Genomic DNA, 24,337 nt, shown 5'->3' with positions numbered 1-24,337 from the left:
ATGGAACTTTCATTCACAAGTCTTTTTTCTGGTGCAGGTGGCTTAGATATCGGCTTTGAAATGGCTGGTTTTAAACATCTTTACTCCACAGATATTGATATATGGAGCGTTAAAACACTCCGTAATAATCGACCTGAATGGGATGTTGAAGAAGCTGATATTCGAGAAGTATCAGAAAGAGATTTACCTGATAGTGATGTAATTTTAGCAGGCGTTCCATGTCAGGGCTTTTCACTGGGCGGGAATCGAAAGGAAAATGACGAGAGGAATTTTCTGTTTCAAGAAGTTGTCCGAATGGCAAAGATCAAGAAGCCTCGCTTTATCGTAATTGAGAATGTTCTCAATCTCAGGACAATGAAAGAACCCAAAAGTGGAAAGCCTTTTGTTGACGTAATTTCAGAGCATTTCAAGAGTCTTGGATACTACATAAAATATAATGTATTCAGAGTATCTGGTTTTGGAGTGCCTCAAACGAGAAGAAGATTTATTTTTATTGCCAGCTTCGACCGATTTCCCTCAGCTTTTCACTGGCCCACGCCAGAGCCAGATACACCAGCATCAGCATATTTAGCTGATCTGGCTGCAAATCCATTCATTTCCCTTCCTAATCATTGTCCTGAATGGGGGTTCAAAAGCCGTGTTCATGAGGAGACTGGAAAGGCATTTGATCCTACTGAGACCCCTGTACCATGTAGATTCTCTCGAACTGGATCTGACGGACATCCAATAAGATCTTTGGATGCCCCATTTCCTGCTATTGATACTGGAACTATTTGGGGGTGGGCTCAGGGAAATGTGGTGGCAGAAAGAAAGGAAAAAGATCGCGTCAATGGGCAATTTGTAAGGAATCCAAATATTAGCTTAAAGCTATGGCGTATCAGTGCAAGCCGTCTGCGACGCTTTACTAATCGTGAATATGCCCGACTTCAAACTTTCCCAGACTCATGGGTATTTCATGGAGGAAATAAACGTCATGTCCACCAGCAGATTGGCAACGCTGTTCCTGTACAATTTGCTTATCGAATTGCCTGTTTTCTTCAAGCAGTTTACCAAGCACAGTGTTTAGGCCAACCAATGAATTTATTTACTAATAATACGGTATTACAACTGGAATTAAATTTATAACTCAATGATTTGATATGATCAAGCCGATTCGTAGGTTGGTTTGAAGGACAAAACCCAACAAGACCCCAGCCATCCCTAGCCATGTTAAAAGGGTGACAATGGGCAGGTAAAACCTGGAGATTATTAACGAGTTACAATAGAGCCTTGCCATATATCCCAGAGTCCATATAAACTCATCTAGAATGGTTAGAGCCACACCCTAAACTATGCATCGCATCGCCGCAACTCCAGGAGGATGGAACCCTGAAGCTGAAGGGGTTATCTTCATCGAACAAACCCCAGCACCGATTATTTTCCTGACTGCTGCTGACACCGATATCCAAACCCTAGCCGCATCGGTATCTCAACTTCCCCCAGATTTCCCAGCTATCCGAGTCGCTAACCTGTTGCAGTTGCAGCAACAACTAACCATTGATACCTATGCTGAGGATATCTTGGCCAAAGCACGGATTATCATTATCAGATTATTGGGTGGACGCTCCTACTGGTCTTATGGCTTAGAAGTGGTGAAAGAGACAGTAGAACAAACTGGTGCTAGGTTATTGGTTTTACCAGGAGATGACCGACCAGACCCTACCTTAACTAGTCACTCCACAGAAACTATTCCGATAGTGAATCAATTATGGCGCTACTTTACAGAAGGCGGTGTAGAGAATTTCACTAATGCTCTGAAATTTGTGGCAGATGTATGCCTGGAGCAAACCAATAATCCACCAGCACCAAAACCTGTGCCTCGGGTTGGGGTTTATCCATGGCAATCGGGGATAAAGGTTAACAGCTTTAAGGTTAGCAGGTTGAAGGTTAGCAGGTTGAAGGTTAGCAGGTTGAAGGTAGGTATCCTGTTCTACCGTGCCCATTACTTAGCGGGAAATACAGCACCGATTGATGGGTTATGTCAGGCTTTGGTAGAACGGGGCTTGGAACCGGTGCCAGTGTTTGTGTCTTCTTTACGGGATCTAGAGGTACAAAGGGAATTGTTAGGGTATTTCCAAACTCCCGATAGCTCTAGTAGTGCGATTGAGCTTTGCTCACGCTACGCGATCGCAGTGTTGCTGAATACGACTAGTTTCTCGGTGGCTAAGTTGGATGCTGAGGTACATCAGTTGGAGTTGTGGGAACGGCTGGATGTGCCTGTGTTGCAGGTTATTTTAAGTAGTGGCACGGTGGAACAGTGGGAGTCTGGGTTTCAGGGATTGATGCCCAGGGATACTGCCATGAATGTGGCTTTGCCGGAGGTGGATGGGCGAATTATTAGTCGTGCGATTTCCTTTAAGTCGGCGCAACGGTGGAATCCTGCTCTGGAAACGGATGTGGTGGTTTATGAACCGGTATGCGATCGCATTCAGTTTGTAGCAGATTTAGCCATGAATTGGCTACGGTTACGAGAAACCCTACCGAATCAGAGAAAGGTTGCTCTGATTTTAGCGAATTACCCCAATCGAGATGGCAGGCTGGCCAATGGCGTAGGATTAGATACCCCGGCCAGTTGTGTGGAGATTTTAAAAGGGTTACGGGATGCTGGGTATTGGGTTGAGAAGATTCCGGAAACTGGGGATGAGTTGATTGAGTGGTTGACCGCTGGGGTGACCAATGATCCAGAAGGATGGCAGTTACGTTTGGTACGACAAGAGTTGAGTTGGCAGGAGTATTGGGACTATTTTCAAGGGTTACCGATAGGGGTTCAAAAGGGAATCCGTGAGCGTTGGGGAGAGTTTGATGTTACAGCAAGTTTCGCCCCCCTAGCCCCCCAACTTTGGGGGGAAATTGAGTTAAAGTCCCCCAGAATTGGGGGATTTAGGGGGCTTGCAGCTAAAGGTAGTGAGGTCAATCCATCTGAAAACGGCTGTAACGGTAAAGACCGCAAAAATGGCCAGGGAGAGATAACCGAGATTTCGGGATTTCCCATTTCAGGGATTCAGTTGGGAAATGTGTTTGTAGGGATTCAACCGTCTCGGGGTTATGATCTTGACCCAGCTTTGAATTATCATGCTCCCGATTTGGAACCCACTGATGGGTATTTGGCATTTTATTATTGGTTGCGGAAGTGTTTTGGTGCCCAAGCAATTGTTCATGTGGGCAAGCATGGGAATTTGGAGTGGTTACCGGGTAAGAGTTTGGCCTTGTCAGAGTGCTGTTATCCAGAAGTGGCCTTAGCAGCCATGCCTCATTTGTATCCATTTATTGTCAATGATCCGGGGGAGGGTGCTCAAGCAAAGCGTCGCGCTCAAGGGGTGATTATTGATCATTTAACCCCTCCCATGACTCGTGCTGAACTTTATGGTCCTCTGCAACAGTTGGAGGGATTGGTTGATGAGTATTATGAAGCGCAGAGTTTGGATTTATCTCGGTTGCCAATTATTCGCGATCGCATTGTTAGACTTATCCTTGATGAGCATTTACACGAAGATTTGGGGATTGCGGTAGACGACATCGAAGCTGGAGAATCGGAAATTACTAATCAAATTGATGCTTATCTTTGTGAATTGAAAGAAGCTCAAATTCGAGATGGATTACATGTCTTTAGTCAATGTCCCCAAGGACGTCAATTGCAGGATTTAATAGTAGCAATTGCTCGTCATCCAGGAAAGAATCGCATCGGCTTAACTCGTGCTTTAGCTCAGGATTTAGGTTGGGGTTTTGACCCCCTAACGGAAGAGTTTTCAGTGGTTAAGGAGATAGCAAAAAGCAGTATAGAAAGGGAACAGGGAACAGAGAATAAGGAACAGGGAACAGAGGAATGCTATAGTGGTAAATATACTGTTGGTGATTTGGTTGAAGTATTAGAAGAAGAAGCGTCTAAATTAGTAGAACAAATCATCACGAATTCCCCAATAGCGATTACTGATTACCGATTACCGATTACTGAAACAACAAAACAAGAATTAGATTGGATACGCGATCGCCTGTTACCAGCACTGCAACAAACTAATCAGGAACTCACCCAATTGTTAAGGGGATTAGAGGGGAGATATGTACCGAGTGGGCCATCTGGTGCGCCGACTAGAGGACGACCGGATGTTCTGCCCACAGGTCGGAATTTTTACTCTGTTGATATCCGTGCCATACCCACAGAAACAGCGTGGGATGTAGGCAGAAAGGCAGCTGAGGTGCTAGTGGAGCGCTATACCCAGGAAAATGGTGAGTATCCCAAAACCCTAGGAATTTCCGTATGGGGCACATCGACCATGCGTACCGGGGGAGATGATATTTCCGAAGCTCTAGCGTTGTTGGGAGTGCGACCGATTTGGGATGGGTCCTCACGGCGGGTAGTAGACTTTGAAATATTGCCAGTGTCTGTGTTACAACGTCCTCGGGTGGATGTGACCCTGCGCATCTCTGGCTTCTTTAGAGATAGTTTCCCCAATTTAATCGACCTATTTCACAATGCAGTAGTTGCTGTGGCAAGCCTGGATGAATCACCATCAGACAATCCTCTCGCAGCCCAGGTGAAACAGGAAACAGACGATTGGTTACAGGTAGGGTTGAGTCAGTCCCAAGCCCAAATGCGATCGCACTACCGCATCTTTGGCTCAAAACCAGGAGCCTATGGTGCCGGGTTACAGGGTTTGATTGAATCTCAAAACTGGCAAGATGAGCAGGATTTAGCTCGCGCTTACATTAACTGGAGTAGTTACGCCTACAGCTCATCTTCCCCCAAGGGAGCCCCAGAAGCCTTTGAGCAGCGCCTCAAACAAATGCAAGTTGTATTACACAATCAGGATAATCGGGAACATGATTTACTCGATTCAGATGATTATTACCAGTTTCAGGGGGGGTTAACCGTAGCGGTGCGGGGGTTAACTGGCAAAAATCCTCAAACCTACTTTGGTGATAATTCTATCCCTGAAAAGCCCAAAGTTCGACAGCTAAAGGAAGAGATTGCCCGAGTGTACCGTTCTCGTGTCGTGAATCCTAAGTGGATTGAGGGAGTGATGCGCCATGGTTACAAGGGAGCATTTGAAATGGCAGCAACGGTAGATTATTTGTTTGCCTATGATGCTACCGCTAATTGTGTCGCAGACCATATGTATCAAGGAGTAGCTCAGGGGTATTTATTTGACCCAGACGTCCAAGAGTTTGTCCAACAAAAGAATCCATGGGCATTGCGAGATATGGCAGAACGGTTACTGGAAGCTAATCAGCGGGGATTGTGGCAGTCAGTTGCACCAGAGACCTTAGAGAAATTGAGAGCGATCGCATTACAAGCAGAAGCAGTGATTGAAGGAGAAAATTTTGGCATTGTATAGCTAGGGAACAGGGAACAGCGGATCTGGGAATAGGGAACAGAAATATGTTTTAACCTTTACTTCGACTACTATAGCATTTCTATTCTAATGAGGTACATAAATTTTTTTACCACTTCCGACTTTCAACTTCCGACTTCCCTCTTATGAATTCATTGCTCCGAACGCGCCCCGCGTGGCCTACGGCCTCAGTCCCTGCTCCCTGCTCCCTAAAATGCCAAAAAATTTGTACCTCACCTAATTAAAAATCGCTATATAGCGTTTATGCCAGTTATGAGGTATAGTCTTCTTTGACGTTGATTCCCTGTTAGGTGCGCTTGACCTATTAAGAATTAAATTCGCCACGGGTCGCACCTCTTGATGCAGCCCATCGCTATTCCCTATTCCCTATTCCCTCTTCCCTCTTCCCTCTTCCCTCTTCTTTCTTCTCTCTTGCCTGTTCCCTGTTCCCTGTTCCCTGTTCCCTAAAATCCCGAAATTCTGTACATCATACCTATGATAAACGCTATATGAGCTTACGTCTATTTAACATAAAATTGCTTTAACTTAGACGCTACGTCCTCTGGATTTGTCCGATCAGGAAATACTAAAATAGCCTTAATTTTGTTGTTAGCAACTATTTCTGGCAAGCGATGGAATTGTTTATCAGTAATAGCAATTCCATCATAGGTTTCAGCATAATCTACTTCTTTGGTAAAATTTTTATCATTATAAGCTTGAATAAAAACTCGATCTACATTCCATTTTGGCCAGTCAGCAGCAAAATATTTTTTAGCCCAATAAGGATTATGATGACAAAGATCAAAACTAACCTTTGGGTTAGCTTGTTTCATAGCACCGATCATTTCTTGTGAAAAAGTGGTTAGCTTATTAGTGCGATTTACTTTACCTGGCAACTCGGCATGGTAACCCAGATAATCGTCCCATTGGACTGCATCAATTTTAGGATATTTTTGGACAAATTCTACTAAAATATCTCTAAAAAAATTAGCAACTTCAGGAATTTCCACATCAAGAATATAATGCTCGATTCCTGGATAGGTGCGATCAACGCCCGGTACAACCCATTTCCGTTCAATAGCTAAATCAAAAATCGGGCTATTTTTATCTATTTTGATACCTTTTTCAAAATAAGCATGAACTTCCATGCCGTGTTTGTGTGCTTCATCAATTAGCCAAGTTAACCAGCGGTCGCGAAACTGATTAGGACAACTTTTATAACCAAACGTTTTTTGCATCACTTCACTAGTGTACATAGGACAAATATTACCCCATACACCATGAATAATCGTATTAATTCCTTGAGAATGATAATGACGAACTTGTTTTCTAATCTTTTCTTCACTGGCATTATTAGTTACGTTATAACGACTTATATAAATTCCTCTGATTGCTTTTTTATCCAAAGGAGTTTGAGTTGTTGGTGATGCTGGCTGATGATTAGGTTTAACAATTGGTGTTTGAGGTTTTTGAAGTTTTTGAGCTGTTTGAGGTGTTTGAGGTTTTTGAGCTGTTATTGGTGTTGGTGAAGCTGGCTGATGATTAGGTTTAACAATTGACGAATTTGGTAAGGAAGGTGCAGTGGTTACAGGAGGCTTAGTAGGAGCCGAAGGTTCTGGTTCGGAGGTGGTCGAATTTAAACCAGGAATAGTTATTGGTAGATTTTGAGGAATAGCTATTGGTAGATTTTGAGGTAATTTGCTAATCATGGCGAAACCTCCTTGATGGTTCAACCACCAATAACCACCTCCTAAAACCAGTAAGATTAGAGAAATAGGAATATTTGCGCATCCACATCCACTATTTTCATTCTTGTTATTCGACATAGTAAAATTGTTTCCTAGCAAGAGTTTGGTAAATTATTTTAATTTAGTATAAGCGACTGAAGCAAAACATTTAGGTATCCCTGGCGTTTTAGTCGCTTATAGTAACAGTATAAACAATAAATCCAGAAGAGCCATAAATTGAAACCTCGTACTAATTCAATAACCACTGATTTGTACCACTAAATAAAGTGTAAAAATATTTTATTTACTGGAATTTTAAGCTTATGCGCTACGCGCACGCTACGCGAACATATTTAAGCTAGATAACGGGTAAATTAATATCGGCGAAAAGAGAATTATATCAAGTCCAGTTAATCATTTTTAAAATAGCCGATTTAGCAGCAATAGCAATCAAGAGGTTTGATTTTCCGGAATAGACCCACAACCTAACGAAAAAAGATTTAACCAAGGAATTTAACTGGGCTTTCCCTAGGTCGAGCTTAGATTAAATCCAGTTGACTAATCATCCTATGGCTGAGTTTGACCCGGTGGGTGGAACGGGCATCTTGCCTGTTTCGGGCATCTTGGTGGAACGGGCATTTTGCCTGTTTCAATTTCCGGGCAGCAACCTAACACTGGCGGTGCGTTACGGGGCGGACTATCCCAAGGCTGGCGCTTGAGCGAAAAATGAGGGCAAGCCCGCCCCTAACGCACCCTACGCAACTAATTACTGATTACTAATAATCAATTTTTCAAGATAAAATTATGTATCAGCGCATCAATAGCACAGTTTTCTTAGCTTTAGTGTCCAGCATTATGGCACTCACCAATCCCACTAAAGACGCTTATCTTGATCATGCGTCATGGCACTTACATGATACTTACTGCCAGCAGAAATCCCTTCCTCTTGGGGTAAAAGCAGCTTGTTTTGTCGGTAAACCTTTACCACCTGATGCAGTTAAGCCAGTGATCGAAAGCTACACTCGTCACCAAAACTATTTCCTTTTCAGTATCTATACCACCAACTTCTGGGGTAAAAAATTTCACACTGTTGGGCTAGGAGGTAAATTTTTGGTGTTTTAATTATGTCAGCTATCAGCTCTCAGCTCTCAGCTCTCAGCTCTCAGCTCTCAGTTATCAGCTGATGCCCTATGGGCACGCTACAAAACACCTCAATTAGGGTGAGCCATTCGCCTAGGGTGGCCTTTGGGCAAGGCTCACGGCTGAATGCTTACGTTTTATCACCAGTTTATTAGGGAAGGAATAGTTAATTATCAACACCACTCAGTAAATTGGTTTACGATGTTCCTGACCTGTCTAATAATTAGCGAATAGGACGGTAACTGGGAGCATGTCAACTTGATTAACTTGAATTAAAGATTGAAAAAATTGAAGAAAAACTTAGTTAAAACTAATCATGATGACACTGTCATTAGTTATCTAATTTTTTGTGGAAATCTAAGTTGAGAAATAGCAGTGTACTCCCAATGACAATACCTATTGCGATAAATTGTACGATTATGAAAGGAATATAAAATAATTGTTGTAATCCAAAGTCAAGAAGCATAACTAAAAAACTGAAGAAGAATACTCTCCACCAATTATCTTTAACTATAGAGCGACTGTAAGCGAAAGCGGCTGTTCCCCTTTGGTCTCTCAGAAGAAAAGCAAGCCCATAGTATTGATTATTTATAATATAAATTATAACAGGTCTAGTAAGTACAATAAGTACCAGAGATACAAGTACACTAAATACCGGATGAAAGTAAATATGAAATTGCAAATTTAATAAACTTAATAATAAAAATAATAACAAACCAGTTATGATTGCTCCCAGATATAGCATAAAAACTTTAAGAATAAATCGCAAACTTAACAAGAACAACGGAACTAAGCTTGCTAAGAGTTTTTTGACTACACTCTGATAGTTATTATGTCTTCCATAAACATAATTATTGGTAATAATAGCTATGGGTATAAAATAGATGATTTGGCATATAAATAAACTAGAACCAAATATTATAGAACCAAATATTCTAAAAACAAATATTGATAATTCAGGATTATTTGGAAGCAGAAATCGCATAGCTAACATAATTATCAGGAAAGATAAATTAATTGTAGAAAATACCAGTAGGATAGGTTTTAAGTTTTTTATATAAACCTCAAACCCCATTGACATTAATTCTATTAATCCGAGTTTCCGATTTTTAAGTTTAGAGAGAATATTCATAGTGACTGTTTACTCAAAATTTATTTAGAATCAAAACGTTAAATTATCTGTGATTTAATAGCTCTACGAAACATAGTTTGTATTAAACCACGCTTATTGCTGACTAGGTCTGATGGGACGGGTTATTTATAAAAAACCATTCTATCTCTTGATGCAGTGTCTCATCGGGGACTGCATCAAGACAACGACCTTGTTCTTTTGGTCTAGACACGATTAAACAACTTTTTACAATGAAATAGCCCTGGCATCAAGACAAGGTATTTTTAGTTGATTGAATCCCTGGCTATTTAAGAGGTAATCGCTCCTTTAAACTACTCATTTACTATAATCATTCTAATAGAGCCATTTTCTTGAGTAACTATCTGTTTAATACTGGTATCTACCTGCGGAATTAAGGTAATTAAGCCATCGAAAACGGAAATTAAAAACATAAAAAATAAGAAACTCATGGGAATCGAAATAATAACTCCGATCAGTGTCTTTCCTAAATCATTCCTAATGGCTAGCCCCATCAGATTATCAACTCCATAGTCGATAGGCGAATTTCCTTGTTCATCCTGATAGACGTCTTTAACTTTCATGATTAGCCTCGCTCATCCAACAACTTAAAAAAAAATACAAATCCACAAAACTTATAGCTCACATGGCGCTATAATCGACGATGCTACCCTTTAGAAACTAAAGGTTTATCCCTATCCAGAGCTACAGGTGGCGTAGTATCTAGTCACGGAGCTGCTCCCAAAATTGATTAGTTAAGGTCTATATACTAATCAGGGCTAGCTTAAAAATTTATGCAATCGGATCTTTTTTCCGTAAGGGCAGGGGCGGGAATGCTTTCGCGTAGCGGCTCCTAGGTCCCATCCCATCCGCGTTAACTGATCAGCTGTGTTGACTGTGTTGCTGTTAATCAGATCACAATCATGGTGGCTTAGTCATCAAAAATATCCAACTGCTCGATGGTCACCTCTTGGTCGCTCACCTTTTGGCCAGTTGTCTTCCTAGCTAACAATTGTTTGCCAATCCCCTTGCGCAACCCCAGGGCAATTTTGCTGTGCTTCTCAATTTGCTTCATCACCTGCTTCGCCCGCTTAATCACTGAGGTTGGTAAACCCGCTAAACGTCCGGCCTCAATGCCATAAGAACGGTTAGCTCCTCCTGGCTGTACCTGATGCAAAAAGATGATTTCATTGGCTAACTCTTTTACGGTCACCTGATAATTAGCGACATTGGGCAAAATCGAGGCTAACTCATTCAACTCATGATAATGGGTGGCAAAAATCGTCCGTGCCTTAATTTCCATGGCCAGATACTCCCCGACCGCCCAAGCTATGGAAAGACCATCAAAGGTTGCGGTCCCTCGGCCAATCTCATCGAGCAACACTAAAGACTTATCAGTAGCATGATTGAGAATATTCGCCGTCTCGTTCATTTCCACCATAAACGTAGACTGGCCTGTTGCTAAATCATCCACCGCACCAACTCTGGTAAAAATGCGATCGCATATCCCCAAACTTGCTTCCGATGCTGGCACAAAACTCCCCACCTGTGCCATCAACTGAATCAATCCTACCTGACGCAAATAACAACTCTTCCCACTCGCATTCGGTCCGGTCAAAATAATCAAATCAGGATTATCCGTCTCGGTGGCAGGTTTAAGGTTAGAAGGTTGAAGGTTAGTAGGTTGAAGGTTAGTGTTGGTTGAAGGTTGAAGGTTAGAAGGTTGCTCGTTAGAAGGTTGTTCGCGTAGCGTGGCCTTTTGGCCAAGGTTAGCAGGTTGAAGGTTAGAAGGTTGAAGGTTAGAAGGTTGCTCGTTAGAATTTTCAACGTTCAACTCGGAAGAACCTTGAACCTTCAACTCCCCGTCAACCTTCAACTCTCCGTCAACCTTCAACTCCCCATCAACGTTAAACTCCCCATCAACGTTAAACTCAGAAGAACCTTCAACCTTCAACCTTCCAACATTCAACTCCCCGTCAACCTTCAACTCGCCGTCAACCTGCAACTTGTTTTGACCTAAAGACGCGGAATTCGGCACAAACAAGCCACTGGGCAAGGACTGCTCCACCACTGGATGCCGTCCATCTATAATCCGAATTTCCCGGCTTTGATCCATATCGGGACGACAATATCCCTGATAAACAGCGACCTCTGCTAATCCACACAACACATCCAACGCTGCTACTGCCCGAGACACACCCCGAATCCTGTCAGCTTCCAGCGCTACCTCATGGCGCAAACCTACAAAAATTTCATACTCTAAACGATTCAAATCCTCCCGCGCCGTCAGAATCCGTGCTTCCCGTTCCTTCAGCTCTGGGGTTATGTAGCGCTCTTCATTAACCAAGGTCTGCTTCCGAATATAGTTATCTGGTACCTGAGCTGTCTTAGCACGAGGGACACTAATGTAATATCCAAAAGTCTTATTAAACCCTACCTTCAGCTTGGGAATATCTGTCTTTTCCCGCTCCGTCACTTCCAAATTGGCAATCCACTGCTGATCCTCCTCGGCTTGACCACGCATTTCATCCAACTGCTGGTTGACCTGAGGCCGAATTAATTTCCCCTCAGTCAGATGCAACGGTGGTGACTCTACCAGATGCTCCTGGATTGTGTGCCCTAACTCTTCCAATTGTGGCGGTACATTCTGGATTACTTTCAGATAGGGAGAAGAGCCATAAGCCGCTAGGTCAGCTAATTCCGGTAACCTCAACAGAGAATCCCCTAAGGCGACTAAATTTCTGGCATTAGCTCTACCAGAACTTGCTTTACCTGTCAACCGCTCCAAGTCATAAATTTTCCGAAGCAGCTGCTGTAAGTCCTGGCGCAGTCCAGTATTCTCCACTAATTCGGCAATCGTATCATGTCGCGCCCGGATTCCCTTAATCTCTAGTAATGGTTGCAGTAGCCAGCGCCGCAATGCTCTACCTCCCATGGCTGTACTGGTTCTATCTAAAGCCCAAAGCAGGGAACCATTAAAGGTGTTATCTCGGACAGTGGCAGTAATTTCGAGATTGCGACGAGTCTGGTGGTCGAGAATTAAATAATCAGCAATGGTATAGGTACGTAATATCTGTAACGCTACATAATTTTCTTTTTGGGTATCTTTGAGATATTCCAACAACCCACCAGCAGCACGGACACCAAGGGGGAGATGTTCACACCCTAACCCTTCTAGCGATCGCACTCTGAACTGTTCCAACAGTCGCTGTCGGGCTTCGGCCAAGGTAAAGTGTCGTTGGGGACGGAGTGCATAACAAAATGAATTTGGTAAACAATCCGGTAAACTCTCAGAGGTCTGACCAGGTCGTAGCATACTCCCCAAATCGGGAGCATTGGTGGGAATTAATACCTCCGACGGCTGCAAGCGCATCAATTCCTGAACCAGCAGGTCTAACTCTCGGTCCTGAGTAGTCAGAAATTCCCCAGTGGAAATATCTGCATAGGCTAAACCCCAATGATTTTTAGCAATTACTACTGCTGCCAGGAAATTGTTACGACGAGCATGGAGCATCTCCTCTTCCATCAAGGTACCGGGGGTAAGGACACGGGTGACTTCCCGGCGCACCTGACGTCCTTCTTTGGCTGCCACTGAGGCATCTTCCACTTGGTCACAAATTGCGATCGCATAGCCTTTTTCCACTAGCATGGTGCTGTAGCGGTCCAAAGCATGGTGAGGAACCCCTGTCATTGGCACCCGTCCCACTCCCTTACCTGCTTCTTTGCTGGTTAAGACCAGTTCCAGGGCTTCAGAAATTATCCTGGCATCCTGAAAGAAGGTTTCATAGAAGTCCCCAACTCGGTAGAGCAGCACAGCATGGGAATATTGGTCTTTTAGTTGAGCAAAATGCTGCATCATCGGTGTCAGCTTACTGCGGTCCACTGTCCGATGGTCAGTATTCTCAGGCGCAACTTTCTTTGCTGCTTCAGTTGCCCTTTTCGGAAGGTTATCGTTGGATTCGGGAGTAGATGCTTGAGGGGATCTGCTCATTTACTAAGCTAGAAATACCAATATTCTATAGTAAGAGGTTAATCCAAGTCACCCTCGGTTTGTTAGATTCATTTCCACTGGGCTTACATTACTCTATCGCCATAGTTTTATTAAGACTAGCTAGTTGAATACTGTAGTCAAGAATGTCACTTAGGTTTTAAAATACTCCTGAATTAGGGTACATACTGCTTTGGTCATGAGGGTCCATCTATCTTATTTTATTAAGTCAAGTATAGATCCAAGGATCTGAGTCTCGTCAGGGATAAGATAATAAAACAGCATTTAACACAAAAAAATAGCAATATTACAGCAATTAGGGAGCTTTATAACAACTTTATCTATGTCTGAACCATCAATCACTGTTACAGTAAAGCTTTTTGCTGCTTATCAAGAAACCTATGGCTTGCCAGAACTCCAGTTAGAATTTCCTCCTCAAACATCAGTATCAGCCGTGCTAGACCGTTTACTGAGTGAACACCCAGAACTGGAGCAATGGCGTGAAGTGACCCGCTTTGGCATCAATCTCCAATTTGTTCCCCCCGATACCCCCTTGCAAGATGGGGATGAAGTGGTTCTGATTCCTCCTGTGAGCGGTGGCTAATCGATAGTAATCCCTAAAAAATAACCCCTAAAAAATAAACACAAGTTGCAGCTGCAATTCTTTTACCTGACGCAGGATGATAATTTTTTGAATAAACTCCCGAAAGTAGAACCGACGCTCTGATTCTGATAAATCAATCCAGAATTGAGGAATGGATACTGTCTTAGCGATCGCTTTTAAATTCACTGGCGGCAAAGCAGCTAGCTGCTGCTGTAATTGGGAAATTTCTGTCCGTAGTTTGTATGCTCGTAAATCAGCCGTGTCTTGATCAAGCACACCACTAGACGTTAACAGGGGTAGCTGCTCTAAATTATCTTTTTTTTGAGTAATTTTACCCTTAAGGGATTCCTTGACCCCATCCAAGCTGGGAGCATTCATAGCAGCAACAGCACGGGGTAATTCCTGACAGATCAGTTGAATAGTCTGCTCCAAGACCTGTTCATAACTAAGAGCACGGCATTTGGGATGCTTAGGACAATTGATCGGACGTAGGTAGAGATATTGTTTGTTTTTACGATATTGAGTAACACTAACAACGGTCATCCCCGACTGACATTCCTGACAAACCACCAACCCAGCCAAAGAACGGGGAGCACTGGCGGTACGAGGAGGTAATTGTCGGTTGCGCCTGAGCAGTCGGTCAATCTGTGCCGCTTCTTCGCGATTCAAAATAGCGTTATGGGTATCGGAAATAACTTCACCATTTTTTTGATAGCCAAGGTCTCCCCGATACACCGGATTTGTCAGCCAACGACGCCCGGTAGTTACGGAAATCCGTTTACCATATTTTTGCTCTAAATACCGTACTGCACCCCGCAAGGAACCATAAAGCAGAAACTGTTCAAAAAAATCCTTAACCACCGGTGCAGTACTGCGGTCAATTAGATAGCGGTCTTTGCCGCGCCGATAGCCATAGGGGGCTTTTCCTGGTGGGGGTAAGGCTTTGAGGCGATTACGAGCGTGCCCTTGCCGAAGGCGGCGGCTGTTGACTTCCTGCTGGATTTCGTGTAGAAGTTTCAGTAAACTAGCCCGAATCGCAGTGTAGTTGGTAGCATCCGTTAGCTGAGCAGAATTGTAAGATTGTTCTGTGGCAATCAAGCAAACACCAAGGGTTTCAATTTGGGTAATGCGATCGCTAATTTCAGCTAAACACTCTCCCAGTTCCTCCAGACGACGAATTAGCAAGTAATCAGGGGGTTGAGCTTGGCAATCCGCAACTAACTGCTGCCACTGCTGACGTCCTCCCAAATCTAGATAGACCTGATCCACCTCCAAACCCCAAACTTCTGGGTCAGGTAGCGGGTCAAGTAGGGGATTGCTGTACAGGTAGGCAATGGTTTTCATCTATTTTCCCCATACCGACCTTAACCCCTAAGTGCTAATCTTACTAATCTGACTAAGCTCAATAATATTACCATCTGGATCTTGGGTAAACAATGCCGCACGACCAGACGAGCTCAATTGAATCGGGTAACCATGAGCTTGTAGAGATTCCTTCGCGTCATCTAAATTTACTACGCTAAAGGCAATGTGGGGATTACGACCCCATTTTTCAGGATTTTTTAGTTCAACTAAAGCATTAGGATTAACCATCAAGTGAATTTGAAATTGACCAACCTGATACCAAGCACCAGGAAATCTCAGCTCTCGTTCAACTTTAGATAATCCCAGAATCTTACCGTAAAAATCCTCTGCATTTTCCAAATCAGAAACTAAAACAGCAACATGAAGACACTGATTAATTTCCATAGTCTTTTACTTTAAGGTTACAGGTTGAAGGTTTTAATGTTGAAGGTTTTAATGTTGAAGGTTGAAGGTTTGAAGGTTGAAGGTTGTTTGGTTTGAAGGTTGAAGGTTGTTTGGTTTGAAGGTTGAAGGTTGTTTGGTTTGAAGGTTGTTTGGTTTGAAGGTTGTTTGGTTTGAAGGTTGTTTGGTTACAGGTTTAAGGTTTGATGGTTTAAGGCGACAGGTTTAAGGTTATAGCACTACCAATTAAGGTTAGTGCTATTCATCTGCTGACAGCTGACCGCTGAAGGCTGAATGCTTACAACCAGCTAACCTTGGCCTATTGGCCACGCGATCGCGTTCAACCTGCTAACCTTCAACTAGCTAACCTTGGCCTATTGGCCACGCGATCGCGTTCAACCTGTTAACCTTCAACCAGCTAACCTTCAACCAGCTAACCTTCAACCTACTAACCTTCAACCTACTAACCTTCAACCAGCTAACCTTCAACCTACTAACCTTCAACCTACTAACCTTCAACCTACTAACCTTGGCCTATTGGCCACGCGATCGCGTTCAACCTACTAACCTTAAACCTGCTAACCTTCAAGGTAGCCAACGAGCATTAAATCCAGTTAGGAGTGGTTCCGCTTCCAGCTTCACTGGAGTATCTGAAGATGTATCATCCTCTAAAGGTAATAGCCACAGTCTAGCATTAGCAATTATTTGTCCTTCATCAGTGATCAAACCTTCATCAGATGACCGTTCAGGGACTATTTGATCAAAGAGTATACCTAAGTCATCTGGGGACAAACTCATATGAACTTCCTGTTGCTCCGGTAAAAGTACCAAGCGCTTTAAGGTATACTCATTCTTGTCATTAGGTTTAAGGCTAATCGCTGCTAGGAAAGGTTCTTCTTTGAATTCTTCCCCAGCAATGAGTTGGCTGAGCAGACAATAGAGAATATGGTTTTGCGCCGAGAATTCACAACTATGGACAGAACCAGTGGTGCGCAGTATCTCTTGCTCAGAGCCCTGGTTTTTGACTAAAAATAGCGATCGCGTATAGTCACTATTAAACTTCACCATCACTGCTGCTGAACCATCCTTAGCAAAGTTTAGGACCATGCCAAACTTCGGTAAAAAGTCTAGGGGTTGAGCATTTGGTGTCAAGGGTAAAATGCCCACTCCCTGACCTTGAGCCATCGCAATAGCGTTGCTGTCAGGAGTAATCATAAAATCTCCTCCTGGTTCATGGTCTAATGGTTTTGGTTTAGCACCAGGTTGTATGGTCCACAGCCCAAATTCCGAAGGATTACTGCGACTGACCCGCTGTACCACAATCGTTTTACCATCAGCAGACAAATCAAACTTCAGATTCTGGTAGTCTTTGCTATCGAGAACCAGCTCAACTTTACCACCAGAGTCTGAGGATACGGTCTCTTGAGCTGGGGCACGAGTAGATATGCCCGTGGTCACAGTATATAATTTTGCAGAGAGCAAGTCCTGTTCTTTATTCTGACTTCTAACAGCAGAGAAAAGAATTCGGCTGCCATCAGGATAGAACTTAAAGTCCATAACCAGCAAATCTGGAGGCGTTAAGATAGTTTTTTGTTGGCGAGTGAGATTATAGAAAATTAATCGCCCCTGTTCTTCTGCTTTAACACCCACATAGGCAAAGGCTCGGTCACGGGTACGGAAGGATGCCTTAAACGGTTCGATGGCAGTCTTATTGCCAGGCTTAGCGAATTGCTCTACTGCCCCAGTGAGCTGGAATTGATACTCGGTGCCATAGGGTAAAGGGAGCAGCGGAGTATAAGCCATTTTGCGTCCAGCCCAGCTAATTTTGCCCGGGATGGGTGGAACAATGTTCAGATTCGCTTCCACACTAGTCTGATCCATAGGACGGCTGAAGGTTAGGATAAATGCTTTATCCTCCGCACCAACTTGTTTATCTTGCCAGGAAAATTCCCGTACCCTGGGGGCAGTGCGATCGCCAGTCCACAGTAATATACCAATCAGTAGACTCAGTATAACTATGACTACCCCAGCAGTACGGTCAATGGGTTGAAGAAAAGTTTGAATCTTCACGGTTTGAGTTGCTACTGATAGTTTAATCGGTTGAACTCTACTACCTCAGTCATTGATTTCTCTGAGGGGCTTTACCCCCAATTTTATTTACCAAACGTATCATAGATTTGTTGCCTAAGCCCTGACTCACTAATCAGTATAGCCAATCTGTCAGTATAGCCAATCTGTCACCGCCTCAAGCCAATACCCCAGTATTAGTCAGTCCAATCCTCACTAACAGGGTAATTGACCCAAAAAATCAGATATAAGTCCAAAAATTGGTAATTTTCGACTTATAGTATTTTCTAGTCAAAGTAGAAAAACAAAAGTGCTATCACTAATCTTATCAAATGATTAAACTCTGATTAATTGCAAATTAACTGAGAAGTTAATTTATACTGACTTGAAGCTCCTCACTCGAAGCTCCTGATTCCTGAGGTGCGCTTACAGTCGTCGAATTAAATTCGCCACGGGTCGCACCTCGATAACGTTGCTTATGTCGAAATCACCTTGGCACGATATCGAAGGAAAACCATAAGTAAAATTACTCAACAGTTCTAGCCTATAGTTTCCAAAGCCAATCCCCTTCAATTTATACAGTTAATACTTTATCTAGCGGTTATAATAGTAATTATGGATACATTTTTTTACCTATTCCCTATTCCAAAGTTTCCTACTCCCTACTCCCTGTTCCCTTTTACCTGAGCCAAATTTACCTTTGCTATAACAATACAAATCGTCAAAGTCAGATAAGACAAATTGTCAACCTTTTTGGCTTTGTAATAAATCTTAAAACTTTCTGAAAATATACTAATACTAAGGGTTAGCTGGCTATACTAAAACCAGGTGATATATCTAAAGTCAGGTATCGCTATCCTTGCTCCAGTTAGTAGCTATATCTACTAACTGGAGCTAGCTGCTTGCTTTGTAAACCCTGTAATTTGAATCAATTTGACAAAGTTAGTTGTTTGCTTAAAAATTAGCAGTCACTAACTAGATATCTGATCAAGTCTAAGTAAATCCTCAGTTAATGAGGATTTATATCTAGGTAAAAACTAAAAAATAGGAGAATCGCAGTGTTTTTTTTGAAAGGAATAAAGCCCCAACAATTTTATGTTATTTTATTGCTGCTCAGCCTGAATATAATTGTTTTTATGGCTCTAATGTCAAAGATGCCTAATAATTTGATACTAGCGTTTTAGTTAGTCTAGTATTTTACTATTATTTGAGTAGTATAATTCAAACTTAGTAAGTTAGTGGTAAATATGTAGTGATTTTGCTACGGTAAGCGTGAAGGTTTCGGGTGTGAAAATCACTACTTGTTTACCACTACCAACAATTCCTCATTGAAACCTCATTGAGAACAATATGCTAGAGTATCTCCCCCCACTCAACGATCACAACTTGCCGTATCCCGATACAATTCATCCGATCGTGGTTCATTTTGTGATTGCCATGGTATTGTTTGCCGTCTTGTGTGACGCTATCGGCTACTTTAGCCGTAATTATCGTCTGTATGAGGTAAGTTGGTGGAATTTATTTTTTGCGACTATTTCTATCTTTATTGCTGTTATTTTTGGGCAAATTGAAGCTGGATTAGCAGAGCCTTACACAGCAGCAGAGGCAACATTGAACCTGCATACGCTGATTGGTTGGTCTCTGTCTGGCATCATTGCAGCGGTGACAGCATGGCGCTACATTATTCGTTCTCGCAATCCCAAAGAGTTACCCATACCTTTTTTGGGGGTGGGGGCGTTGTTAGTAGGGTTAGTGTTTGTCCAGGTCTACCTGGGTGACTTACTGGTTTGGGTTTATGGATTACATACTGTTCCGGTAGTAGAAGGGACTAGGGAGGGCTTGTTGCAATGAGTTCAAACCTAATTGACCAACTAGGGAGCCAATTGGGAGCCAATGGCTTGCCTTACCCGATTCCGATTCATCCCAATCTGGTACATCTAACCCTTGGTTTATTTATCGTGGCCATCGGCTTTGATATCGTTGGGGTCTTGTTTCCCCTGGAAAAGCCAGTCTTTAAGATACTGGCAATTCCTGCCACAAGATCCAATTTTTTTGATGTCGGCTGGTACAACATGCTGGCAGCAGCAGTGGTTACTTTCTTCACCGTTGCAGCGGGTTTCTATGAAATCATGCTGGCAGACCCACCCACAGAGGTTAGAAGTGCCTGGGGATTACAAGCGATGGAAACCATGCTTTGGCATGGAGTTGGCGGAGTCTTGCTGCTGCTGCTGATTGTAGCAATGACAGTATGGCGAGGATTTCAGCGATTTGTTTGGAATAAGGATAGGGCCAGACAAGTACAATGGACCTATTTGTTAGCGGGACTAGGGATTTTTGCACTGATGTTTGTTCACGGTACCCTGGGAGCGCAACTGGCGGCAGATTTTGGCCTACACATTAGCGCTGATCGCCTGTTGAGACTGGGGCAAGATCCAAACTTACTCTTGAAATAAATAAGCTCATGAATATTCGCAGGATTTTGACTTTGGTTGTCGTTGCGATCGCATTAGCCGGGATTAGTCTGTGGATGGGTCAACAGGCTTACTCTTGGTTTCCTCCCCAAGCTTCAGCTGAATCCCTGCTAGTTGACGATTTATTCAGTTTCCTAGTGACACTGGGAACCTTTATTTTCTTAGGAGTAGTAGGAACCCTAACCTATTCAGTCTTGTTTCAGCAAGCAGGCAAGTATGACATCAGTGATGGTCCAGCAATTGAAGGAAACATCACCCTGGAAATCGTCTGGACAGCAATTCCCTTGGTCCTAGTAATTTGGATTGCAGCCTACAGTTACCAGGTCTACGACCAGATGTCGATTCTCGGTCCGATGGAGCATGTTCATCTAGAAATGGCAACCGCTGAGGCTGCACCAATTGAACCAAGTACTGACTCACAAATGCCTGACTCCAACGAACCAATAGAGCGCATCGAAGTCTTGTCTCGTCAGTGGGCGTGGGAATTTCGCTATCCCGAGCAAAGTATCAGCAGCACAGAACTGCATTTACCCAACAACCATCGCATCAAGCTTACCCTGAAATCAGAGGATGTGATACATGGGTTTTATATACCCGCCTTTCGAGTTAAGCAGGATATTATCCCAAATCAGGCGATCGAGTTTGAATTTACTCCCATTCGCGAAGGCAACTATCGGTTGCGGGATTCTCAATACAGTGGGACTTACTTTGCAGCAATGCAGGCGGATGTGGTGGTACAATCCCCGGAATCCTATCAGCAGTGGCTTGCTCAAGCAGCGGTTCAACCCCCCAAAGCAGCCTACAATCCAGCCTTCGAGGAATATCGTCGAGCCTCTGAAACAGCAATTAATGCAGGCTGGAAAACGGTGGTTCCAGCTGCGCCTCCTATGGTGAATTACTCTGGTTCAAATCAGCAAAACAAAGGGTTATGACCAATCTTTCTTCGGTTGACGCGATCGCTTCCTTGGGCAAACAGCCCTCGCCAGGTACCCCTGAAGACTGGAAACGCTTTTTCAGCTTCAGCACCGATCACAAAGTGATTGGGATTCAGTATATTGTCACCTCTTTTTTCTTCTTTCTCATTGGTGGAATATTTGCCATGATCGTCCGGGGTGAACTGATTACCCCAGAGGCCGATCTGGTTGATCGCACCGTCTACAATGCTATGTTTACCCTCCACGGAACAGTAATGCTGTTCTTGTGGACCTTTCCAGTGTTAGCCGGGCTGGCCAATTACCTAGTACCGCTGATGATTGGGGCACGGGATATGGCATTTCCCAGGCTAAATGCCCTCGCCTTCTGGATGGTGCCCGTCTTTGGGGTTGTCCTGATGGGAAGCTTTTTAGCTCCAGGAGGCCCAGCCCAGGCAGGTTGGTGGTCTTATCCACCCGTGAGCCTGCAAAACCCTACTGGTGCTTTGATTAACGGTCAATTTCTCTGGCTACTAGCCGTGGCGCTTTCGGGAGTATCCTCTATTCTAGGAGCTGTCAACATCGTAACCACGATTATTCGGATGCGATCGCCCGGAATGACCTTTTTCCGAATGCCTGTCTTTGTCTGGGCTGTACTCAGTGCCCAGATTATTCAATTATTTGGCTTACCTGCCCTGACTGCTGGAGCCATCATGCTGTTGTTTGATTTAACCCTAGGCACCAGCTTTTTTGACCCTGCCAAAGGGGGCGATCCCATTCTGTTCCAGCACTTTTTCTGGTTCTACTCTCACCCAGCCGTTTACGTAATTATCCTGCCGATTTTTGGCATTTTTTCAGAAATATTCCCAGTTTACGCCCGCAAGCCCCTTTTTGGTTACAAAGTAGTTGCTATTTCATCCCTAATTATTGTCGGGTTGAGCGCTATAGTCTGGGTGCATCACATGTTTGCTAGTGGCACCCCCGGATGGATGCGGATGCTGTTTATGTTCTCCACAATGCTGATTTCCGTGCCAACTGGCATCAAAGTGTTTGCCTGGGTAGCCACCATTTGGGGAGGCAAACTCAGACTCACCAGCGCCATGCTTTTCGGACTAGGTGGCTTGGTGATGTTCGTATTTGCGGGCATTACTGGCATTATGTTAGCAGCCGTTCCAGTAGATATTCACGTCAACAACACCTATTTCGTTGTTGGTCACTTTCACTACGTTATCTATGGCGCAACAGTTATGGGAATTTATGCCGCCTTCTACCATTGGTTCCCCAAAATGACAGGGCGGATGTATAATGAAGGGTTGGGTAAACTGCACTTTGCCCTAACCTTTATTGGAGCCAATCTCAATTTTTTCCCCATGCACCCATTAGGACTGCAAGGAATGCCCCGCCGAGTTGCGTCCTACGATCCCGAATTTGCCTTTTGGAATGTGGTTGCTAGCATTGGAGCGTTCCTGTTGGGCATGTCTACTTTGCCCTTTATCCTCAATATGGTTGGTTCTTGGGTACAAGGAGAAAAAGCACCAGCCAATCCCTGGCGGGCGATCGGGATAGAATGGCTTGTCTCCTCCCCGCCCAGTCACGAGAACTTTGAACAGTTGCCTGTGGTGATTGCCGAACCCTATGGCTATGGCAAATCTGAAGCTTTGATTTCTAACCCTGATGCCCTAGAAGTTATTCATGAACCCAACTGAAATCGATCCATCACTCACCTCTGGTGTAATACCGAGTCAGACCCATACCTCTGATGGGACGGCAGAACATAGCCATGATGAAGCGGGCAACAGCATGTTTGGCTTCATCATTTTCTTGCTTTCGGAAAGTGTTATCTTCCTGAGCTTCTTTGCTGGATACATTGTTTATAAGACTACCACAGCCGACTGGCTCCCTACCGGTGTCACAGGGCTAGAGATCAAAGAGCCAGCTATTAATACTGTAGTCCTGGTTTCTAGTAGTTTCGTAATTTACATTGCCGAACGATATCTCCATGCCAAAAATCTGTGGGGCTTTCGGGCATTTTGGCTCTTGACCATGGCAATGGGGAGCTACTTTTTATATGGTCAGGCAGTGGAATGGAGCAGTCTCCCCTTTGGGTTTACCGATGGCGTATTTGGCGGCACCTTTTATTTGCTTACCGGGTTTCATGGTTTGCACGTGCTCACAGGAGTCTTGCTGCAATTGATTATGCTGGGACGCTCCTTCATTCCCGGCAACTACAACAACGGTGAGTTTGGGGTTGCTGCCACCTCCCTGTTCTGGCATTTTGTCGATGTGATCTGGATTATTTTGTTTGTGCTGATTTACATCTGGCAGTAGCGTTATTCTTAGGTTGGGTGAGCAGGAGCGTAACCCAACCAGGTAAGGCTTTTGTCATGTTTAGTGATATTTCCAATAAAAAAATGCTCTATGAAACTGATATCATCCAATGGGTTGAACAACAAGTTTATCTGATCAAAGAACAACGATATAGTGAAGTAGACTGGATTAATCTCCTAGAAGAAATTGAAGACTTGGGTAAACGAGAGCGAGACCGCTTTTTATCTTCTATTCGTTTAACGATTCAACATCTGTTGAAATGGGAATATCAACCTGAAAAACGGTCTAGGTCTTGGGAAATAACCATCAAACGAGAGCGCAATAACCTTAAACGCTATCTCAGAGATACTCCTAGTTTAAAGCGATACTGGGCAGATTTATCAAAGGTTTATGGTGATGCGAGAGCCGATGCTGCTAATGAAACCGGAATTTCCGATTGGGACTTTCCTGACAAATGTCCCTATTCCCCTGAGCAAATCCAATCGGATTGGTTTCCTCCAAATTAGAAGTCAAACAATGGATACCCAAACGACCTATCGAGAAATAATAAAACAAGTTATTCTAAAATACGCTCAATTTCGTCCCTCTCATGGAGACATCCGACTTGATCCCATTTTTGACGAAACACGAGAGCACTATGGATTAATGCAGGTAGGATGGTCACAGGGAAAAAGAATCAGAGGAAACCTAATATATATTACTATAAAAAATCATAAAATTTATATTGAATATGATGGAATAGAAACGGGTATCACTACTGATTTAGTTAATGCTGGCATCAATCAAGAAAGAAAATATTGTTTTAGCTTTCTATCCTCCCGAAATGCGTCAGCAAACTGAATTTGCCGTCAATTAAA

General features: G+C 43.5%; 19 protein-coding genes and 1 pseudogene. 13 read left to right on the top strand and 7 right to left on the bottom strand.

Going from position 1 to position 24,337, the window contains the following annotated elements; translation table 11 throughout:
- Both dcm and cobN read left to right on the top strand, forming a co-directional pair.
- Positions 1-1,125, top strand: coding sequence for a DNA cytosine methyltransferase (gene dcm / locus F6K46_RS13315; RefSeq protein ID WP_293060858.1), 1,125 nt, complete (start codon positions 1-3; stop codon positions 1,123-1,125).
- 206 nt (positions 1,126-1,331) lie between these two features.
- Complete coding sequence (gene cobN / locus F6K46_RS13310) at positions 1,332-5,372, top strand: cobaltochelatase subunit CobN (RefSeq protein ID WP_293060860.1); 4,041 nt, start codon at positions 1,332-1,334, stop codon at positions 5,370-5,372.
- 518 nt (positions 5,373-5,890) lie between these two features.
- Here cobN and F6K46_RS13305 read toward each other — a convergent pair.
- A complete protein-coding gene (locus tag F6K46_RS13305) occupies positions 5,891-7,195 on the bottom strand; it encodes a family 10 glycosylhydrolase (RefSeq protein WP_293060862.1) in 1,305 nt (434 codons plus the stop codon).
- A 705-nt stretch (positions 7,196-7,900) separates the two neighbouring features.
- Between F6K46_RS13305 and F6K46_RS13300 the strand changes: the two genes are divergently transcribed.
- Positions 7,901-8,218 (top strand): DUF4359 domain-containing protein, encoded by a 318-nt coding sequence (locus F6K46_RS13300; protein ID WP_293021803.1) that lies wholly within the window; start codon positions 7,901-7,903, stop codon positions 8,216-8,218.
- 349 nt (positions 8,219-8,567) lie between these two features.
- Here F6K46_RS13300 and F6K46_RS13295 read toward each other — a convergent pair whose 3' ends face one another.
- The 3 genes from F6K46_RS13295 to mutS all read right to left on the bottom strand — a co-directional run bounded on the left by F6K46_RS13295 (position 8,568) and on the right by mutS (position 13,356).
- Positions 8,568-9,368, bottom strand: coding sequence for a hypothetical protein (locus F6K46_RS13295; RefSeq protein ID WP_293060864.1), 801 nt, complete (start codon positions 9,366-9,368; stop codon positions 8,568-8,570).
- A 311-nt stretch (positions 9,369-9,679) separates the two neighbouring features.
- Positions 9,680-9,949 carry a hypothetical protein gene (locus tag F6K46_RS13290; protein WP_293060866.1) on the bottom strand — a complete coding sequence of 90 codons (270 nt, stop codon included), beginning with the start codon at positions 9,947-9,949 and terminating at the stop codon, positions 9,680-9,682.
- A gap of 347 nt (positions 9,950-10,296) precedes the next feature.
- Positions 10,297-13,356: a DNA mismatch repair protein MutS gene (gene mutS, locus F6K46_RS13285; protein ID WP_293060868.1), complete on the bottom strand. Its 3,060-nt coding sequence runs from the start codon at positions 13,354-13,356 to the stop codon at positions 10,297-10,299.
- Positions 13,357-13,696: 340 nt separating this feature from the next.
- Between mutS and F6K46_RS13280 the strand changes: the two genes are divergently transcribed.
- Positions 13,697-13,957 carry a MoaD/ThiS family protein gene (locus F6K46_RS13280; RefSeq protein WP_293060870.1) on the top strand — a complete coding sequence of 87 codons (261 nt, stop codon included), beginning with the start codon at positions 13,697-13,699 and terminating at the stop codon, positions 13,955-13,957.
- 27 nt (positions 13,958-13,984) lie between these two features.
- Here the strand turns inward: F6K46_RS13280 and F6K46_RS13275 are convergent, their stop codons facing one another.
- Positions 13,985-15,301: a recombinase family protein gene (locus F6K46_RS13275; protein WP_293060872.1), complete on the bottom strand. Its 1,317-nt coding sequence runs from the start codon at positions 15,299-15,301 to the stop codon at positions 13,985-13,987.
- A 27-nt stretch (positions 15,302-15,328) separates the two neighbouring features.
- Positions 15,329-15,706, bottom strand: a complete 378-nt coding sequence (locus F6K46_RS13270) for a VOC family protein (protein ID WP_293060873.1) — start codon at positions 15,704-15,706, stop codon at positions 15,329-15,331.
- Positions 15,707-16,072: 366 nt separating this feature from the next.
- On the opposite strand from F6K46_RS13270, the gene F6K46_RS13265 reads away from it, so the two are divergent.
- A complete protein-coding gene (locus F6K46_RS13265; RefSeq protein ID WP_293059718.1) occupies positions 16,073-16,270 on the top strand; it encodes a hypothetical protein in 198 nt (65 codons plus the stop codon).
- A gap of 18 nt (positions 16,271-16,288) precedes the next feature.
- Here F6K46_RS13265 and F6K46_RS13260 read toward each other — a convergent pair whose 3' ends face one another.
- Positions 16,289-17,773, bottom strand: a complete 1,485-nt coding sequence (locus tag F6K46_RS13260) for an Ig-like domain-containing protein (protein ID WP_293059721.1) — start codon at positions 17,771-17,773, stop codon at positions 16,289-16,291.
- Between the two features lie 1,347 nt (positions 17,774-19,120).
- On the opposite strand from F6K46_RS13260, the gene F6K46_RS13255 reads away from it, so the two are divergent.
- The 8 genes and pseudogenes from F6K46_RS13255 (at position 19,121) to F6K46_RS13220 (ending at position 24,336) form a co-directional block, all read left to right on the top strand.
- A complete protein-coding gene (locus F6K46_RS13255) occupies positions 19,121-19,621 on the top strand; it encodes a DUF2231 domain-containing protein (protein WP_293059724.1) in 501 nt (166 codons plus the stop codon).
- Complete coding sequence (locus F6K46_RS13250) at positions 19,618-20,223, top strand: DUF2231 domain-containing protein (protein WP_293059727.1); 606 nt, start codon at positions 19,618-19,620, stop codon at positions 20,221-20,223. Before F6K46_RS13255 ends, F6K46_RS13250 begins: the two co-directional genes overlap by 4 nt.
- Positions 20,224-20,231: 8 nt before the next feature.
- The gene (locus F6K46_RS13245) at positions 20,232-21,173 is read left to right on the top strand and encodes a cytochrome c oxidase subunit II (RefSeq protein WP_293059730.1); all 942 of its coding nucleotides are present in this window, start codon (positions 20,232-20,234) and stop codon (positions 21,171-21,173) included.
- Positions 21,170-22,858, top strand: coding sequence for a cytochrome c oxidase subunit I (gene ctaD, locus F6K46_RS13240; protein WP_293059733.1), 1,689 nt, complete (start codon positions 21,170-21,172; stop codon positions 22,856-22,858). The genes F6K46_RS13245 and ctaD overlap by 4 nt, the downstream gene beginning before the upstream one ends.
- A complete protein-coding gene (locus F6K46_RS13235) occupies positions 22,845-23,480 on the top strand; it encodes a heme-copper oxidase subunit III (RefSeq protein ID WP_293059736.1) in 636 nt (211 codons plus the stop codon). Before ctaD ends, F6K46_RS13235 begins: the two co-directional genes overlap by 14 nt.
- A 17-nt stretch (positions 23,481-23,497) precedes the next feature.
- Positions 23,498-23,986: a DUF29 domain-containing protein gene (locus tag F6K46_RS13230; protein ID WP_293117081.1), complete on the top strand. Its 489-nt coding sequence runs from the start codon at positions 23,498-23,500 to the stop codon at positions 23,984-23,986.
- Positions 23,871-24,257: pseudogene (locus F6K46_RS40130) on the top strand (element excision factor XisI family protein); the annotation flags it as partial. The gene F6K46_RS13230 and the pseudogene F6K46_RS40130, both read left to right, overlap by 116 nt.
- A complete protein-coding gene (locus tag F6K46_RS13220) occupies positions 24,250-24,336 on the top strand; it encodes an element excision factor XisI family protein (RefSeq protein WP_293059832.1) in 87 nt (28 codons plus the stop codon). The pseudogene F6K46_RS40130 and the gene F6K46_RS13220, both read left to right, overlap by 8 nt.
- Position 24,337: the final 1 nt, after the last annotated feature.

Source organism: Moorena sp. SIO3E8 (genome assembly GCF_010692445.1).
Lineage (GTDB): Bacteria > Cyanobacteriota > Cyanobacteriia > Cyanobacteriales > Coleofasciculaceae > Moorena > Moorena bouillonii.
This window is presented reverse-complemented; position numbering and strand designations above follow the sequence as displayed.

Coding starts and splice junctions, on each gene's coding strand:
- dcm (WP_293060858.1), top strand. CDS start 1: ATGGAACTTTCATTCACAAGTCTTTTTTCTGGTGCAGGTGGCTTAGAT.
- F6K46_RS13270 (WP_293060873.1), bottom strand. CDS start 15,706: ATGGAAATTAATCAGTGTCTTCATGTTGCTGTTTTAGTTTCTGATTTG.
- F6K46_RS13280 (WP_293060870.1), top strand. CDS start 13,697: ATGTCTGAACCATCAATCACTGTTACAGTAAAGCTTTTTGCTGCTTAT.
- ctaD (WP_293059733.1), top strand. CDS start 21,170: ATGACCAATCTTTCTTCGGTTGACGCGATCGCTTCCTTGGGCAAACAG.
- F6K46_RS13300 (WP_293021803.1), top strand. CDS start 7,901: ATGTATCAGCGCATCAATAGCACAGTTTTCTTAGCTTTAGTGTCCAGC.
- cobN (WP_293060860.1), top strand. CDS start 1,332: ATGCATCGCATCGCCGCAACTCCAGGAGGATGGAACCCTGAAGCTGAA.
- F6K46_RS13305 (WP_293060862.1), bottom strand. CDS start 7,195: ATGTCGAATAACAAGAATGAAAATAGTGGATGTGGATGCGCAAATATT.
- F6K46_RS13235 (WP_293059736.1), top strand. CDS start 22,845: ATGAACCCAACTGAAATCGATCCATCACTCACCTCTGGTGTAATACCG.
- F6K46_RS13290 (WP_293060866.1), bottom strand. CDS start 9,949: ATGAAAGTTAAAGACGTCTATCAGGATGAACAAGGAAATTCGCCTATC.
- F6K46_RS13220 (WP_293059832.1), top strand. CDS start 24,250: ATGCTGGCATCAATCAAGAAAGAAAATATTGTTTTAGCTTTCTATCCT.
- F6K46_RS13245 (WP_293059730.1), top strand. CDS start 20,232: ATGAATATTCGCAGGATTTTGACTTTGGTTGTCGTTGCGATCGCATTA.
- F6K46_RS13275 (WP_293060872.1), bottom strand. CDS start 15,301: ATGAAAACCATTGCCTACCTGTACAGCAATCCCCTACTTGACCCGCTA.
- F6K46_RS13250 (WP_293059727.1), top strand. CDS start 19,618: ATGAGTTCAAACCTAATTGACCAACTAGGGAGCCAATTGGGAGCCAAT.
- F6K46_RS13255 (WP_293059724.1), top strand. CDS start 19,121: ATGCTAGAGTATCTCCCCCCACTCAACGATCACAACTTGCCGTATCCC.
- mutS (WP_293060868.1), bottom strand. CDS start 13,356: ATGAGCAGATCCCCTCAAGCATCTACTCCCGAATCCAACGATAACCTT.
- F6K46_RS13295 (WP_293060864.1), bottom strand. CDS start 9,368: ATGAATATTCTCTCTAAACTTAAAAATCGGAAACTCGGATTAATAGAA.